Origin of the sequence: Enterococcus sp. AZ119 (genome assembly GCF_050546175.1) — a bacterium.
In the GTDB taxonomy this organism is placed as follows: domain Bacteria; phylum Bacillota; class Bacilli; order Lactobacillales; family Enterococcaceae; genus Enterococcus; species Enterococcus faecalis.
This window is the reverse complement of sequence record NZ_CP172951.1, coordinates 2,053,793-2,070,876: the sequence shown is the minus strand read 5'-3', so window position 1 is coordinate 2,070,876 and position 17,084 is coordinate 2,053,793. Positions and strand designations below refer to the sequence as shown.

The window sequence follows — 17,084 nt, the reverse complement described above, 5'->3', positions numbered from 1 at the left end:
TGAAAAAATGAAAAAAACAATGGATGGAAACACCGCAGCGGCTTATATTTCATATGCGTTTACAGAAGTTGCCGCTATTTATCCTATCACACCAAGTTCAACAATGGCTGAGTTGGTAGATGAATGGGCGGAAAGTGGTTTAAAAAATATTTATGGTCAAAAAGTTCAAGTTATTGAAATGCAATCAGAAGCTGGGGCAGCGGGAGTAGTTCATGGTTCGTTAAAAACAGGTGCGTTAACCACTACTTATACTGCTTCACAAGGTTTACTGTTGATGATTCCCAATATGTATAAAATCGCAGGAGAATTGCTGCCTTCTGTGTTCCACGTGGCGGCTCGGGCAGTAACGACAAGTGCGTTGAGTATTTTTGGTGATCATGGCGATGTGATGGCTACCCGCCAAACAGGTTTTTGTATGTTAGCAGAATCAAGTGTTCAAGAAGTGATGGATTTGTCGGCAGTTGCTCATTTAGCTAGCTTAGAAGGTAGTTTACCTTTTGTAAACTTTTTTGATGGTTTTAGAACGAGCCATGAACTACAAAAAATCGAAGTGATTGATTATGATGACCTGAAAGAAATGGTGAATCAGGAAGCTGTAACTCGTTTTAGAATGGGAGGCATGAATCCTAATCATCCCACTGTTTCAGGGACCGCTCAAAATCCTGACATTCATTTTCAACAAAGAGAAACAGTCAATAAAAATTACGAAGAAATGCCAAAAATTGTTCAAAAATACATGAAAAAAATTAACAATCTTCGTGGAACAACGTATGATTTAACCGATTATTACGGGGTAGAAGATGCAACAGAAGTCATTATTTCAATGGGGTCGGCTTCGCCAGTAATCAAACAAACAGTCGACTATCTCAATCAACAAGGACGCAAAGTTGGTTTTATCAATATTCATTTATATCGTCCATTTCCTACCGAAAACCTTCTTGAAAAATTACCAGCTACAGTAGAAAAGGTTGCGGTTTTAGATCGAACAAAAGAATCAGGAGCCGAAGGGGAACCGTTATTGCTAGATGTTCAAAGCGCTCTCTATCAACATGAAAATCGTCCAATTGTGATTGGTGGACGTTATGGGTTAGGTTCTAAAGACGTAGCGCCTAATCAAATTAAAGCGATCTATGACCATTTGTTATTGCCATTTAAAGAATTAAAACAACGCTTTACGGTAGGGATCGTTGATGATGTAACCTATCAATCATTGCCAGAAGAACCTACTTTAGATTTAACGCCAGATACTACCTTCCAAGCAAAATTTTGGGGCTTTGGTTCTGACGGAACTGTGGGAGCAAACAAGCAAGCGATTAAAATTATCGGAGATCATACCGACCTTTATGCACAAGCTTACTTTAGTTATGATTCTAAAAAATCAGGCGGTTTAACCGTTTCGCATCTGCGTTTTGGTAAAGAGCCAATTACTTCCACGTATTTAATTGAACAAGCAGATTTCATCGCTTGTCATAATGCTTCCTATTTGCATAAATACGACCTGTTAAAAGGTTTAAAAGATGGCGGAACGTTTTTACTGAATACTATTTGGGATCAAGAAAAGGTTCATCGTTTATTACCGGCTAAGTTAAAAAAATATATTGGGGAGCACCAAATCAAATTTTATATTATCAATGCGGTTGAGTTAGCTCGCAAAGTAGGCTTAGGCCGTCGGATCAATACAGTGATGTCTACTGCCTTTTTTGAAGTAACAGATATTTTAACGAAAGAGCAATATTTACCGTTACTTAAAGAAGAAGTGAAAAAGACTTATGGAAAAAAATCAATGGAAATTGTTGAAAAAAATTACCAAGCGATTGATGCTACCTTTGAATCGCTGCAAGAAATTGTAGTTCCAGAAGATTGGGCAACCATTGTTTTAGAGCCAGAAAATCAAGAGTCGGAAGCTCCAGCTTTTGTGACAAATATTTTAGAACCAATCAATCGTCAAGAAGGGGATCAGCTGACCGTTTCAGATTTGATTGAAAACGGAATGAAGGGCGGTGCCATTCCTATGGGCACTGCGGCTTATGAAAAACGTGGCATTGCGTTAGAAGTGCCTGAGTGGCAAATGGATAAGTGTACGATGTGTAATGAATGTGCCTTTGTTTGTCCACATGCGGCTATTCGACCGTTTTTAGCGGATGAAGAAGAACTGAAAGAAGCACCTGCAGGTTTTGCCATGCGCGAAATGCGTGGCACAGATGGGTTGATGTATCGTATCCAAGTTTCTTTAGAAGACTGTACAGGTTGTGGTCTTTGTGTTCAGGCATGTCCCGTGAAAGACAAGGCGATTTTAATGAAACCTTATGAAACTCAGAAAGAGCAAGCGATGAATTGGGCCTTTGCGATGACTCTTAAACAAAAAGCCAACCCAGTCAAAAAACTTTCTGTTAAAGGTTCCCAATTTAACCAGCCATTGATGGAATTTTCAGGTGCTTGTGAAGGCTGTGGCGAAACACCTTATATTAAGTTGTTGACGCAATTATTTGGTGATCGAATGATGATTGCTAACGCAACAGGCTGTTCATCAATTTGGGGTGGTTCGTCACCGGTGACGCCTTATACAACGAACGAATGTGGCCAAGGACCAGCTTGGAGTAATTCGCTGTTTGAAGATAATGCGGAATATGGTTATGGTATGTATATTGCCAATCGAACGAAACGTCAACATTTAGCTAGTCTGGTTGAAGAAAGTATTGCTAAAAACGTCGGATCAGATTCACTTCAAGCCTTGTTAAATGATTGGTTGGAACACATGGCTGAAGGGGAAGGAACACAACAGCGAGCAACCAAACTAGCGGCAGCATTAAGTGAAGAAGCCGATGAAGATCCACTTTTAACAAAAATTTACGAACAAAAAGATTTATTAGTGAAAACGAGTCAATGGATTGTCGGCGGCGATGGTTGGGCCTATGATATCGGGTTTAGCGGCATTGATCATGTTCTTGCTAGTGGGGAAGATGTTAATATTTTTGTTATGGATAACGAAGTATATGCCAATACAGGCGGACAAACATCTAAAGCTACACCAGCTTCAGCCATTGCCAAATTCTCAGCGGGTGGGAAACATACCTCTAAAAAAGATTTAGGGATGATGGCAATCACTTATGGGAATGTCTATGTTGCACAAGTGGCTTTAGGCGCAAACTCAATGCAAACGATTAAAGCAATTGACGAAGCGGAGCGGTACCCAGGCCCATCAATTATCATTGGTTATACCCCATGTATTAATCACGGGGTCAAAGGTGGAATGGTTCGGACGTTAGATCAAGCCAAAGAAGCCGTTGAATCTGGCTATTGGCCACTTTATCGCTATAATCCAGAGTTAGTTAAGAAAGGCAAAGATCCGATGGTCATTGACTACAAGAAAACAGATTTTGACAAAATGCGTGATTTCCTTGAAAAACAAACACGTTACTCTGCGTTGCATACAATTAAACAGAATCAAGAAGTAGTCGAACATTTACTTGATAAAACTAAAGAAGATGCAATTGAACGCTCTGAAAGTTATAACAAACTAGTCACACACATGAAAAAATAAAAAAACAAAGCCTCTTACTTGAGAGGCTTTGTTTTTTTATCCAATAATAATTTTTTCTGAAGGGTATTCGTAGCCTAAGTCACGTGTTTCTTTTGGTACAAAAATCATTAAGGTATAAAGCATACCAATACGTCCAATAAACATTAATAAGGCAATCATTAATTTACCTACTGTTGTTAAATCGTCTGTAATGCCTAAAGAAAGACCGGTTGTTCCAAAGGCAGAAGCGACTTCCACAATGATTGAAATCAAGGGAAGATTTTCAGTCGCTGACAAAAAGACGACAGCGAAAAAGCACATAATCAAAGATAACATGAAGACGACAATCGATTTTTTGACATCATCGTCATCTATTTTACGGCTAAAGACGCTAATATCATCTTCACTTTTTAAAAAGGCTAACAAATACAAGCCAATAATCGCAACAGTCGTTGTTCGAACACCACCACCAACAGAGCTAGGACTACAACCAATAAACATTAACACAGAAAAAATAATCAACGTTGTAATTTGGAAGTCCCCTAAATCATTAATTTGGAGGCCAGCGTTTCGTGTAGTCATCGAATAAAACATCGAACTTACCCAACGGCCACTTTCATTCATTGTCAAAAATAGGTGATCTTTTTCTAATAAGTAAATCAAAATAGTCCCACCAATAAATAGAACAATAAACGCTAGCAAAGCAATTTTACTAAACAATGAGAAGCGGAAAGGCAAGCCTCGTTTCTTCTTGCGAAAGTTCTTTTTCTTAAAATGTAACTACTCATGAATTTCCAGTAAAACGGGAAATCCAATTCCGCCGATAAAAATTAAGAACATAATTGCCAGTAAAAAGAGATAATCATGAGCAAAAGGGATAATTGAATCACCTGAAATATCAAAGCCTGAATTAGTCACTGCAGAAATAGCTTGATAAAATCCATAAAATATCGCATCTCGCCAGTTCGTATAATAACCACTTATATAAAAATAAAGCGAAAAGAGCGAGCCGAAGATTACTTGGAACCAAATTAAAATCAAAAAAGTGGTGCGGATCAGTCGAACAATTCCGCTCAGTCGCGGCTGATTCATGTCAGTCATAATTAACTGACGTTGCTTTAATGTGATTCGCCGTTTTGATAAAATAAAAAAGACCGTTGAAATCATCATAATCCCTAAGCCACCAACTTGGAAAAGAACCTCCAATAAGACGATCCCACGATCATTAAAAACCGAATTAATATCGACTGTGGTGAGTCCAGTAACACTGACTGTACTGATTGCTAAGAAAAATAAATCAATAAAAGGAACATGCGAGTCAGGTTCTCTGAAAATAGGGAGGCAAAACAATAAATAAGAAATAACCGTCATTAATATGTAATAAGCGACGATGATTTGAATAGATGAAAAATTTTTGCGAATAAATCGATCGCTTTTTCGCTGTGCCAGCCACAGCAAACGTGTATGGTTCACTAGATAACCTCCCAATTCTAATTAAACTAAGTATACCAAAACTTTTCGCCTCAAACGAATAATTCTGCCAGAAAATCCTTGAAATGACAAATAAAAATAAGAAATTCGTTAGAAATAATTGGAAAACATCCACAAACAAGCGAGAACATGATATTTTATGAAAGAATAGAAAAAATAGGTTGTTCCCCAAACAACTTATTGCTAATTGGTCAGTTTGTCTAACGATACAACTTTAAAAAGTAGTGGTAGCTTTTTTATTTCGGTTGATATGTGAATGTGTTCACTTTATGTAACAAACTGTTATTTTTATTCAAATGAAAAATAAGAAATTGTGTTGGTAGAAATCAATAGTTTATAAGGTGGGAAAACAATGAAAAAAGTGTTAATGGGAGTTCTTTCCCTAGGGTTATTATTAGGTGCAGCAACAGGTTGTACAAGCGATCAAGAAAAAGCCGCTGGTAAAACAAAAGCGTCTTCTGAAAAAACAGAAGCAACATCTGGTGCCTCTGCTAATGGTTATACAGATCCAAGTGAATTAAAAGACAGTTATGATGTTGTTATTGTTGGTTCAGGTGGTGCGGGGATGACCGCTGCATTACAAGCCAAAGAAGCTGGCATGAATCCAGTTATTTTAGAAAAAATGCCTGTTGCAGGTGGGAATACAATTAAATCGTCTTCAGGAATGAATGCTTCACAAACAAAATTCCAAGAAAAAGAAGGCATTAAAGATAGCAACGATAAATTCTTTGAAGAAACACTAAAAGGCGGTAAAGGAACCAACGATCAAGAATTACTACGTTATTTTGTTGATCATTCAGCTGAAGCAATTGATTGGTTAGATACAAAAGGAATTACATTGAGCAATTTAACGATTACAGGTGGAATGAGCGAAAAACGCACACACCGTCCTGCTGACGGATCAGCAATTGGGGGCTATCTAGTTGACGGTTTAGTACGTAACGTTCGCGAAGAAAAAATTCCATTGTTTGTTGATGCTGACGTCACAGACTTAGTTGAAGAAAACGGTCAAATCGATGGCGTAAAAGTGAAAATGAAAGATGATAAAGAAAAAACAGTTAAAGCAAAAGCAGTCGTTGTCACAACAGGTGGTTTCGGTGCCAACGAAAAATTAATTACTCAATACAAACCAGAATTGAAAAACTATGTTACAACGAACCAAGAAGGAACAACAGGTGACGGTATCCAAATGATTCAAAAAGTTGGCGGTGCGTTAGTGGATATGAAAGAAATTCAAATTCACCCAACTGTTCAACAAAGCGATGCTTTCTTAATTGGTGAAGCAGTTCGTGGAGAAGGCGCAATCTTGGCTTCTCAAAAAGGAGAACGTTTTGTTAATGAGTTAGATACACGCGACAAAGTTTCCGCAGCAATCAATGCCTTACCAGAAAAATCAGCTTATTTAGTCTTTGACCAAGGCGTACGTGACCGTGCGAAAGCCATTGATTTCTATGATCAAAAAGGTTTCGTGGAAAAAGGTGAAACGATTGAAGAATTAGCTGAAAAAATTGACATGCCTGCTGATACATTGAAAGCAACGATTGATACTTGGAACCAAGATGTTAATGCCAAAGATGACAAACAATTTGGCCGGACAACTGGAATGGAAGCTGACCTAAGCACAGCGCCTTACTACGCAATTAAAATTGCACCAGGGATTCACCACACAATGGGTGGCGTGAAAATCAATACGAAAACAGAAGTTTTACGTGAAGATGGCACACCAATTAAAGGTCTATATGCTGCTGGTGAATTAACGGGCGGCTTACATGGCCAAAACCGTATCGGAGGCAATGCCATCGCCGATATTATCATTTATGGTCGTCAAGCAGGTACGCAATCAGCAGAATTTGCCTCTGCTCAAAAATAACTAGCATTAAAAAGTCTGAAATTGTAGTCAAATAACTACAATTTCGGGCTTTTTTATTGCATACTAGCAGGATCATTAGTTGGAGTATAAACAGCCCTGCTAAAATGACTTTGGCGTAGATTCTGTTTTTTTCAGAAAAATGCACGACCATTTTAGCTAAAAATACTGCTTTTTTGCTGAAAATATAGTAAAATACGTAAGGAACTAACGGAAAGGTGTAGTGAACATGGCTCAATTATTTTTCAAGTATGGCGCAATGAACAGTGGTAAAACCATTGAAATCTTAAAAGTAGCACACAATTACGAAGAACAAGACAAACCAGTTGTTTTGATGACCAGTGGACTAGATACACGTGATGGTGTTGGGAAAGTATCCAGTCGCATCGGATTACGCAGAGATGCTATTCCAATTTTTGAAGAAACCAATGTCTTTGACTTGATTAATGATTTGTCTTACAAACCTTTTTGCGTATTAGTCGATGAATGTCAATTTTTAAACAAGCATCATGTCATTGAATTTGCACGAATTGTTGACGAATTAGATATTCCAGTAATGGCATTTGGGCTAAAGAATGATTTTAGAAATGAATTATTTGAAGGCTCAAAGTATTTACTTTTATATGCAGACAAATTAGAAGAATTAAAAACGATTTGCTGGTTCTGTCATAAAAAAGCAACTATGAACTTGCACTATATTGATGGCAAACCCGTTTATGAAGGGGATCAAGTCCAAATTGGTGGGAATGAAGCCTACTATCCTGTTTGTCGCAAACATTATTTTCATCCAAAAACAGTGAATGAAGAACAGTAAGGAGAGACACTATGTACGATCAATTACAATCTATTGAAGATCGCTATGAGGAATTGGGCGAATTATTAAGTGACCCAGCAGTCATTAGCGATACAAAACGTTTCATGGAATTATCGAAGGAAGAAGCTAATACACGTGAGACGGTTGAGGTTTATCGCCGATATAAACAAGTTGTTGAAGGGATTAGCGATGCCGAAGAACTTTTAAGTGAAAACTTAGATGCGGAAATGGCCGAAATGGCGAAAGAAGAACTTTCTGATTTGAAAAAAGAAAAAGAAGTGTTAGAAGACCGCATTAAAATTTTATTATTACCAAAAGACCCAAATGATGATAAAAATATCATCATGGAAATCCGTGGTGCAGCCGGTGGCGATGAAGCCGCACTTTTTGCTGGCGACTTATTTAATATGTACCAAAAATATGCAGAAGCACAAGGGTGGAAAGCGGAAGTTTTAGAAGCGAACGTCACTGGAATCGGTGGATATAAAGAAGTAATTATGATGATTTCAGGAGATAACGTCTTTTCAAAATTAAAATATGAAAGTGGCGCTCACCGCGTGCAACGAGTTCCTTCAACAGAATCACAAGGACGGATTCATACATCGACAGCAACCGTTGTAGTTATGCCAGAAGCCGAAGAAGTCGAAATCGAATTAGCTGATAAAGATATCCGTGTCGATATTTATCATGCAAGTGGCGCTGGTGGACAGCACGTCAATAAAACCGCTTCGGCTGTTCGTTTAACCCATTTACCAACAGGAATCGTGGTCGCAATGCAAGATGAACGTTCACAGCTAAAAAACCGTGAAAAAGCAATGAAAGTTTTGCGTGCTCGTGTGTATGACCAAATTCAACAAGAAGCACAAAGTGAATATGATGCTAACCGTAAATCGGCGGTGGGGACCGGAGATCGTTCAGAACGAATCAGAACGTATAACTTCCCACAAAATCGAGTAACGGATCATCGTATTGGTTTAACCATCCAAAAACTAGACCAGATTCTTGCTGGTAAATTAGACGAAATCATTGATGCATTAGTCTTATATGATCAAACATCGAAATTAGAAGAGATGCAAAATGGCTAAACGTTACTTTGAAGTCCTTAACTGGGCTTCTTCTTTTTTAGAGACGCAAGGCAAAGAAGGCTATGCTATTCACTATGTTTTTTTAGAACGTAAAGGTTGGGATAAAACGCAGTGGCTCCTGCATATGCAAGAAGAAATGCCCCAAGAAGAAGAGGAACAATTAAAAACGGATTTAGCCCAATTATTGACAGATTACCCAGCACAATATTTACTAGGACAAGCTGAATTTTATGGACATTCCTTTATTGTTAATGAACATACTTTGATTCCTAGACCAGAAACAGAAGAATTAGTCGAGCGTTGCTTAAAAGCCAATCCAGATACTCCTTTGACGGTCGTGGATGTCGGAACAGGGACAGGTGCCATTGCGATTAGCTTGAAACTGGCACGGCCCAACTGGCGAGTTATTGCCATTGATCTTTCAGAGGAAGCGTTGACTGTCGCTAAACAAAACGCGCAAGCATTAGGTGCTGGCATCGAATTTTATCATGGGAATGGGTTACAGCCAGTTGCTTCTGAAAAAATTGATCTGCTTATTTCTAATCCGCCCTATATTAGTGAACAAGAATGGCATTTAATGGATGCAAGTGTCCGAACGTATGAACCTAAAACCGCTTTATTCGCTGAAAATAACGGTTTGGCTTTATACCAACAATTAATTCATGAAAGTCAAACGATGCTTAAAGCAGACGGTAAAATTTATTTTGAAATAGGGTTTCAACAAGGCGCGGCCCTCCAAGAATTATTGAGCGCCGCCTATCCACAAAAAACAATTAAAATTGAAAAAGATTTATCTGGCAACGATCGCCTCGCGATAGCCGAGTAACTAAGGTTCTTCGTCGCCACTTTTCTAGAAGGAGCGATTTGCAATGGAAACAAAAAAATTAACCAAACAAGAAATAGCCCAAGCAGCAGCAGCCATTCAAGCAGGTGAGCTAGTGGCTTTTCCAACAGAAACTGTTTATGGCTTAGGTGCCGATGCCTTAAATGAAGCGGCAGTAAAAAAAGTTTACCAAGTAAAAGGCCGCCCCAGTGATAATCCATTGATCGTTCATGTGAACAACGTTGAAATGGTCAAAAAATACGTGGCGACCTTACCAGAAGTCGCTACAAAATTGGTGTCTGCCTTTTGGCCGGGACCATTAACTTTAATTTTTAATGTGCCTAGCGATACATTTTCTAAAACAGTAACAGGTGGTTTAGAGACAGTCGCTTTTCGTATGCCAGATAACCAAGCGACCTTAGCTTTGATTGAACAAGCCAATGTTCCGTTGGTCGGACCAAGTGCGAACACTTCTGGCAAGCCTAGTCCAACATCTGCAGAGCATGTTTATCATGATTTGCAGGGGAAAATTGCTGCCATATTAGATGATGGCCCAACGCAGATTGGGGTGGAGTCAACGGTCTTAGATTTAACGGCGGAAGATGGTGTGCCAGTTATTTTACGACCAGGAGCAATTACCAAAGAGCAGTTGGAAAGCATTATTTCCCAAGTGAAAATCGATACACATTTAATTAGCGAAAATGCAGCACCCAAAGCGCCAGGGATGAAATACAAACACTATTCTCCTGATGCGGAAGTTTGGATTATAAGCGGTCAAACAGCAGAATGGCAAGCGGCGATTCAGCAAGCAACAGAACAACAGGAAAAAATCGGCTTATTTTTAAGTGATGAACAGGCAGCACAACTAGATACAGAAAATGCGTTTGTTTATTCTTATGGTGCAGAAACGGTTGAAAATGCCACAAAAGAACTATTTGCAGGGTTAAGAGCGTTAGATGAGCAAGGAGCTACCACGATTTTTGCGCAAGGATTTGCAGAAACTGGTTTAGGCACTGCTTACATGAATCGCTTGAAAAAATCAGCTAATCAAAAATTTTTTGAAAAATAAGAGGTATTTGTAACGAAGCTGACACAGAAGTATGATACAATCAGACAAAAGAAAACAAAATGGAGTGTTGTTTGAATGGATTACAAAACGTATGACCCAGATTTATGGAATGCAATTGCAAGAGAAGAAGAGCGCCAAGAAAATAACTTGGAACTAATCGCATCTGAGAATGTCGTGTCAAAAGCAGTTATGGCTGCCCAAGGAAGTATTTTAACGAATAAATACGCAGAAGGTTACCCTGGTAAACGGTACTATGGTGGTTGTGAATTTATCGATATCGTAGAAAATTTAGCTATCGATCGTGCCAAAGAATTATTTGGTGCAAAATTCGCGAATGTACAAGCCCATTCAGGTTCTCAAGCCAATACAGCGGCATACCTTTCATTGGTTGAACCAGGTGATACCATTTTGGGGATGGATTTATCAGCTGGTGGTCACTTAACACATGGTTCGCCCGTTAACTTTAGTGGCAAAACCTATAATTTTGTCAGTTATGGAGTGGATCCTTCAACAGAAGTAATCGATTACGATGTTGTGCGAATTTTAGCAAGAGAACATCGTCCAAAATTAATTGTTGCTGGCGCAAGTGCGTATTCACGAACGATTGATTTCAAACGTTTCCGTGAAATCGCTGATGAAGTAGATGCCAAGTTAATGGTTGACATGGCGCATATTGCAGGCTTGGTAGCTTCAGGGTTGCACCCAAATCCAGTTCCGTATGCTGATATCGTAACAAGTACGACCCATAAAACATTGCGTGGTCCTCGTGGCGGTTTAATTTTGACAAATAGCGAAGAATTGGCGAAAAAAGTAAATAGTAGTATTTTCCCAGGCATTCAAGGTGGCCCATTGGAACATGTGATTGCTGGAAAAGCCGCAGCTTTTAAAGAAGCTTTGGATCCAAGTTTTGCTGAATATAGTCAGCAAGTGATTGCAAATGCACAAGCGATGACGAAAGTTTTCAATCAAGCGCCAGAAGCTCGTTTAATTAGTGGGGCAACAGACAACCACTTATTACTGATTGAAGTGACAGGTTTTGGTTTAAATGGAAAAGAAGCAGAAGCTATTTTAGATAGTGTAAATATTACTGTCAATAAAAATTCAATTCCGTTTGAACAATTAAGTCCATTTAAAACAAGTGGTATCCGTATTGGAACGCCTGCGATTACTTCACGTGGTTTTAAAGAAGAAGATGCGGTAGAAGTTGCTAAATTAATCGTCCAAGTTTTAAAAGATCCAGAAAATACAGCAGTTCATGATGAAGTCAAAGCAGCTGTAGCAGCGCTAACTAAAAAATATCCATTATATAACTAACATCAGGGATAGCTGAAGCGCGATTCTCTGTACAAATAAGAGTCGGAGCTTAGGATTTAAGGAATTCAACTTGTGTCCTAGGCTCTTTTGTTTTACAATAAGAAAGAATAAAATAATGAAGGAGAATAGATATGGGAAAATTTCAAGTAATTGATCATCCGCTAATTCAACACAAACTAACAATGATTCGCGAAAAGAACTGTGGGACAAAGGTTTTCCGCGAAGTTGTCAACGAAATTGCTATGTTAATGGCTTATGAAGTATCACGGGATATGCCTTTAGAGGATGTTGTCATCGAAACACCGATGGGTAAATCAACACAAAAAACACTTTCAGGGAAAAAAGTAGCAATCATTCCTATTTTACGTGCCGGTATTGGCATGGTTGATGGGATTTTAGAATTAATTCCAGCAGCGAAAGTCGGACACGTTGGACTTTACCGTGATGAAGAAACATTGCAACCACATGAATACTTCGTGAAATTACCTGAAGACATTGCAAGTCGTCAATTATTTGTTGTTGACCCAATGCTAGCAACAGGTGGTTCCGCAATTATGGCCATCGATTCCTTAAAAGAACGTGGTGCTAGCAACATTAAATTTGTATGTCTAGTGGCCGTTCCAGAAGGTGTGAAAGCTTTACAAGAAGCGCACCCAGATGTAGATATTTATACAGCAGCTTTAGATGAGCGCTTAAACGAAGACGGCTATATCGTTCCTGGTTTAGGGGATGCTGGTGACCGTTTATTCGGAACAAAATAATAACAAAAAACCGTTAGGTAACCGATTATGGTTACTAACGGTTTTCTTTTGCTTAAAGAACTTTTCTAGGTGTATAATAAAAAATAAAAAAACAAAGGAGTAGCTATGAAAAAGAATAAAAAAGTCTTACACGCTATCGCTGTGATTGCTAGTGTGATGTCAGTTTTGATGTATGTTTCATATATTCCACAAATTTATGGAAATTTACATGGGGAAAAAGGCAATCCGACGCAACCATTAGTGGCAATGATTAATTGTATTTTTTGGACGATTCACGGGCTATATGGAGACGATGGAGAAACACGTGATAAGTCCATTATTTTTGCTAATGTTCCTGGAATTATTTTTGGTTTTTTTGCGTTTATTACAGCATTATAGTTTCCGACGAATTGGAAAGTATTCCAATTCTGTACATAAAAAAGAGCGGGGGAAATTTCCCACGCTTGAAGAATTAAATCTTTTTCAATTGTTTGTAATTAATAACAATCACACCATTGCTGTGCACCATTAAGTGATTGTTTTTTTGCGTTTCGTCAATTTCGACGACAGCGGCATTTTTTAATTGTTTCGTAACAACGCCTGTTTGTGGCTGTCCGTGAACAAGAAAAGTAACATGGGTGTCAACGGCGAAATCCTTACCAGCATCCGATGGAACAACAGGAGTAACCATACCATTAAAATTTGACATACAAAAAACCATCCTTTCTTGATATCTCTATTATACCACATTTTCAGAAAAAAGTTTGTAAAGTCGCTATTTGGCTTATTTTAAAGAGATTTTGCATAAATAAATAACAAACAGACTTTACAAATAAAGTAGAAAGTCCTATAATAGATTTGTTTCAGGCCAGCTTAGCTCAGTTGGTAGAGCAACGCACTCGTAACGCGTAGGTCACAGGTTCGATCCCTGCAGCTGGCATCTAAAAAAACAGACAGGCACTACCATCTGGTAGTGCCTGTCTGTTTTTTTAGATAAAATTTTGGATTAGTGCAAATGAAGCAATGCCTACCAGTACAATAAGCAATAAGTTTTTAGTAAGTATTGCGGCTAAAATGGTAGGAAATGAAGCGAATAAATAAGGAAGATTGAGGCTTGGTAAATGTCCTATTCTTTGTCCAAATAAGCTACTAAACCATAAGGCGGACATAATCACAATGGGAACAAAACTTAGATATTCTAATAATTTCTGTGGCAGACTGATTTTTTTTAAAAGTAAAAATGGCAGTATTCTTGAAAGCCAGGTTGCAACGGTACAGCCTAAAATTGTTAAAAAGAGATACTCAGAAGAAGGCATGTTTTATCATCACTCCTATTCCACAACCGATTAACGTGACAACTAAGACAATTAAATTACTGGGAATAAAAATTAGACCAATAGACATCAACCCAAAAGTAATCAGGACCATGATGAGTTGTAAAGCGATTTTCATGGAACGATCACTAATTATCTGCAGATAGAGTAAACCAATGAACATAGCCACAACCGCAAACTCAAGACCTAATGCTTGAGGGTTTGCAATAAAGCGCCCTAGATAGGCACCGATGATCGTCGAAAAAACCCAAGTCGCATAGGAAATCAAATTGGCAGCATTAAACCACTCAAAACTTAAACGTCCTTTGGTGTGGTTTAATTTATTCATTCCTAGTGCAAAACTTTCATCCGTCAGTAAGGTTCCCAACCAGAGATTTTTACCGAGAGATTCGGCTTTAAAGTAAGGCGCAATGGTCATTCCCATAAGAATCATACGCGCATTTACTAAGAAAGTCGCTAACACAATAGATAAGATAGGGCTGCCGCCAGTCAACATACTAACTGTTACAAACTGAGCAGATCCTGCAAAAATAAAAAACGACATCGCACTAACAATAAGAGGGGAAAAACCTGCTGCTTGTCCTACGATACCAAAAGCAATGCCAATACCAATATAGCCAAAAACCGTTGGCAAGGCTTCACGAATGCCAGTGCGTGCATCTAATTGGTGGTTCATTCTCTTTTTTTCCTTCTTTCTGTATAAAATTTAAACACGTGTGTATGAAAATCTAGACCTTCGATAATGAGACACAACGAGCGAATGAGCGTTTTCATTATTAACCACTCCTTTTGAACAACTAAGATATATATTGTATAATACAATAAAGAATACTTTTGTTCAATATATTAAACTTTTGGATGATAAAAAGAAACAGAAGGAGCAACTATTTTGGAGATTAATACAATTATTGGCAATAATTTAAAAAAAATTAGACAAGAAAAAAAACTTACGTTAGATGAACTAGCTGGGATAACCGGAGTGAGTAAAGGGATGCTTTCGCAGATTGAAAAAGGAACCACCAATCCTACCATAAATACAATTTGGAAAATAAGTAATGGACTCAATGTTCCATATACGTATTTATTAGAAGATGACTATGTTAAAGAAAATCCCGTGGTTAAAAAAACTGAGACGGTAACACAACATTCTGAAGATCACTCCTATCGAGTCTTTAATTACTACTCAGACAACCAGGAAAGAAACTTTGAACTCTTTCAGTTTGAATTAGATCCAGGGAAAAAGTATCAAGCTGTTGGGCATTCAAAACGTTCGACAGAATATGTCATGGTTATTCAAGGATCATTAGCTCTTGAAGTGGGCGGTCAGAGATATCTTCTTCCAAAAGACGCTGCTATGTATTTTGATGCTAATCAAGTACACACGTATATAAATGACGGAACAGAGAAAGTCCAAGCAGTCGTCATTAACTATTATACGTAACAGTGGAAAATAAACATTAGAAAATTGCTGCATCTGTTATTTTATGGACAAAAAAAGTAAACAATGCTACCCTAAAAATAATAGAAAATGAAAGATAAAAGAAGAGGTCAAAATGAATAAAAAAATTGAAAGTCTTGGTAATACAGCATTAAGTTTACTAAGTAATACGATTATTGTTGTGCCTTATTTACTTTACATTCAATTGAGTGATGGACACAACCTTCTAACAATTTTACCATTTGTCTTATTTTATACATTGCGTATGACAGGCATTTTTCTAGTTCGAGGAATTAATTTGTCTTTGACTAGTCTAGGTCTACTAAAGATTTCTCTATTGTTAGGCTTGGCAGGATCCTTAATTGGGATCGCCGGCGCTTTTTCTTTCCCGCTTTATAGTATTTCAGGAATGTTGTTAGGACTTAGTGGGGCGTTGTTGCCACCAAGTAATCAATCAATTCGCTTTTTCTTGAAAGAAGAAGGTCAAAAAATCAGTCACAGCAATCTTTTAACGACAGTCTTATTGACCGCTGTTTTATTTGGCGCTTTATTTTTTAAAGCGACTGAGATTGGACTGGCGTTATTGGTGTACGCGCTCTATTTTCTGGTTGCTTTAGTAGCAATCAAGAGCTATCCTGTTTCATTAAACGAGCTAGAAGAAGAATCAGCAGAAGTTTCACGAAAAGAATTAATTCTGTTTGTTATCTTTTTTGTGTTATTACTTTTATTAAGAAGTGGTCGCTTATTAACGAATGCGGTGGAATTTGATTATGCGATTGTTGGCGCCTGCTGTTTCTTTGTGGTGGCTGTCCTTTTCGTTAGTCATTATGGCAAACGCGGTGCGTATAAAGTATCATTAGAAATGAATCTTGCGACCTTGATTAACGGGATTGTCGGGAACTATTTATTTTTATTTGGTTCCATTTATGTTGCAGGGGTTTACGGCAGAGCTCATATGGGCATCTATCTCTATTTACCTTATGTTTTAGGGATGATTTTTGCAATGATTGTAGCTAGTAAAACGAAACAATGGTCAAACAACATACCAATGATTGGTCTGGCGGGAAGTTTGGGAATATTACTTCTTACCTCGTGGACTATTTTAGGCCTGTTTCTCTTGAGTTTTTTCAAAAGCACATTGAATAGCTTTTTAGCTAGGCGATATTATCAAGAGACAGATTTGCCAAAAGATAGCCGCATCCTTATCAAATATACAACACAAACAAAAGGGAGTTTATTCCATCAATTTATTTTGATGGCGCTTATGTTAGTCACTGTAGTAGGCAAAGGTGGCACGACACAATTTTTATTAGAATTGACTGGCGGCAAAGGTATTTCAACGCAAACAAGTCAATTTTTAACTTTCATTAAAAATAGTAACTCGCTCTTAGTGTTATTGTTTATTGCAGTTTATTTCGTGGTCGTTTTTCGTCAAAAGAAACGATAATTTACAAATATTAATAAAAAAATACTTGGAAAAACAGTGATTGTGGCTGATTTTCCAAGTATTTTTTTATGAAAAGCTGTTTTTTTTTTTCGAAGATTCAAAAAAAATTAATCAATTGTTTCATTTTTAACAAGCTATTATT

At 37.8% G+C, this 17,084-nt stretch carries 14 protein-coding genes, 1 tRNA gene and 1 pseudogene; 12 read left to right on the top strand and 4 right to left on the bottom strand.

From position 1 onward, the window contains the following. Window positions 1-7: 7 nt before the first annotated feature. Window positions 8-3,541, top strand: a complete 3,534-nt coding sequence (gene nifJ / locus IGL37_RS10065; RefSeq protein WP_033917851.1) for a pyruvate:ferredoxin (flavodoxin) oxidoreductase — start codon at window positions 8-10, stop codon at window positions 3,539-3,541. 36 nt (window positions 3,542-3,577) lie between these two features. Here the strand turns inward: nifJ and IGL37_RS10060 are convergent. After that, window positions 3,578-4,993 (bottom strand): annotated as a pseudogene (locus IGL37_RS10060) (TrkH family potassium uptake protein). Window positions 4,994-5,363: 370 nt separating this feature from the next. Between IGL37_RS10060 and IGL37_RS10055 the strand changes: the two are divergent. The 8 genes from IGL37_RS10055 to IGL37_RS10020 all read left to right on the top strand — a co-directional run bounded on the left by IGL37_RS10055 (window position 5,364) and on the right by IGL37_RS10020 (window position 13,122). Then, the gene (locus IGL37_RS10055; RefSeq protein ID WP_033917852.1) at window positions 5,364-6,881 is read left to right on the top strand and encodes a flavocytochrome c; all 1,518 of its coding nucleotides are present in this window, start codon (window positions 5,364-5,366) and stop codon (window positions 6,879-6,881) included. Window positions 6,882-7,107: 226 nt separating this feature from the next. Further along, window positions 7,108-7,692 (top strand): thymidine kinase, encoded by a 585-nt coding sequence (locus tag IGL37_RS10050; protein WP_002356618.1) that lies wholly within the window; start codon window positions 7,108-7,110, stop codon window positions 7,690-7,692. 11 nt (window positions 7,693-7,703) lie between these two features. Continuing rightward, the gene (gene prfA, locus IGL37_RS10045; RefSeq protein WP_002356619.1) at window positions 7,704-8,777 is read left to right on the top strand and encodes a peptide chain release factor 1; all 1,074 of its coding nucleotides are present in this window, start codon (window positions 7,704-7,706) and stop codon (window positions 8,775-8,777) included. Continuing rightward, on the top strand, window positions 8,770-9,603 hold the full coding sequence (prmC, locus tag IGL37_RS10040; protein ID WP_002410252.1) for a peptide chain release factor N(5)-glutamine methyltransferase: 834 nt from the start codon (window positions 8,770-8,772) through the stop codon (window positions 9,601-9,603). The genes prfA and prmC overlap by 8 nt, the downstream gene beginning before the upstream one ends. A 43-nt stretch (window positions 9,604-9,646) precedes the next feature. Beyond that, window positions 9,647-10,669 (top strand): L-threonylcarbamoyladenylate synthase, encoded by a 1,023-nt coding sequence (locus tag IGL37_RS10035; RefSeq protein WP_002368930.1) that lies wholly within the window; start codon window positions 9,647-9,649, stop codon window positions 10,667-10,669. A gap of 75 nt (window positions 10,670-10,744) precedes the next feature. Continuing rightward, on the top strand, window positions 10,745-11,983 hold the full coding sequence (gene glyA, locus IGL37_RS10030; RefSeq protein WP_002356623.1) for a serine hydroxymethyltransferase: 1,239 nt from the start codon (window positions 10,745-10,747) through the stop codon (window positions 11,981-11,983). Between the two features lie 131 nt (window positions 11,984-12,114). Continuing rightward, on the top strand, window positions 12,115-12,744 hold the full coding sequence (gene upp, locus IGL37_RS10025; protein WP_002356624.1) for a uracil phosphoribosyltransferase: 630 nt from the start codon (window positions 12,115-12,117) through the stop codon (window positions 12,742-12,744). 105 nt (window positions 12,745-12,849) lie between these two features. Further along, entirely contained in the window at window positions 12,850-13,122 is a 273-nt protein-coding gene (locus IGL37_RS10020; RefSeq protein WP_002356625.1) for a membrane protein, read from the top strand. A gap of 73 nt (window positions 13,123-13,195) precedes the next feature. Here the strand turns inward: IGL37_RS10020 and IGL37_RS10015 are convergent, their stop codons facing one another. Beyond that, window positions 13,196-13,432 (bottom strand): hypothetical protein, encoded by a 237-nt coding sequence (locus IGL37_RS10015; protein WP_002381528.1) that lies wholly within the window; start codon window positions 13,430-13,432, stop codon window positions 13,196-13,198. A gap of 158 nt (window positions 13,433-13,590) precedes the next feature. On the opposite strand from IGL37_RS10015, the gene IGL37_RS10010 reads away from it, so the two are divergent. After that, window positions 13,591-13,663 (top strand) — tRNA-Thr (locus IGL37_RS10010). A 49-nt stretch (window positions 13,664-13,712) separates the two neighbouring features. Here the strand turns inward: IGL37_RS10010 and IGL37_RS10005 are convergent. Continuing rightward, the gene (locus tag IGL37_RS10005) at window positions 13,713-14,039 is read right to left on the bottom strand and encodes an AzlD domain-containing protein (protein WP_002380629.1); all 327 of its coding nucleotides are present in this window, start codon (window positions 14,037-14,039) and stop codon (window positions 13,713-13,715) included. After that, window positions 14,026-14,733 (bottom strand): AzlC family ABC transporter permease, encoded by a 708-nt coding sequence (locus IGL37_RS10000; RefSeq protein WP_002356628.1) that lies wholly within the window; start codon window positions 14,731-14,733, stop codon window positions 14,026-14,028. The genes IGL37_RS10005 and IGL37_RS10000 overlap by 14 nt, the downstream gene beginning before the upstream one ends. A gap of 213 nt (window positions 14,734-14,946) precedes the next feature. Between IGL37_RS10000 and IGL37_RS09995 the strand changes: the two genes are divergently transcribed. Continuing rightward, the gene (locus tag IGL37_RS09995) at window positions 14,947-15,498 is read left to right on the top strand and encodes a helix-turn-helix domain-containing protein (RefSeq protein ID WP_002356629.1); all 552 of its coding nucleotides are present in this window, start codon (window positions 14,947-14,949) and stop codon (window positions 15,496-15,498) included. 112 nt (window positions 15,499-15,610) lie between these two features. Further along, the gene (locus IGL37_RS09990; RefSeq protein ID WP_033917854.1) at window positions 15,611-16,942 is read left to right on the top strand and encodes a hypothetical protein; all 1,332 of its coding nucleotides are present in this window, start codon (window positions 15,611-15,613) and stop codon (window positions 16,940-16,942) included. The last annotated feature ends 142 nt before the right edge of the window (window positions 16,943-17,084 follow it).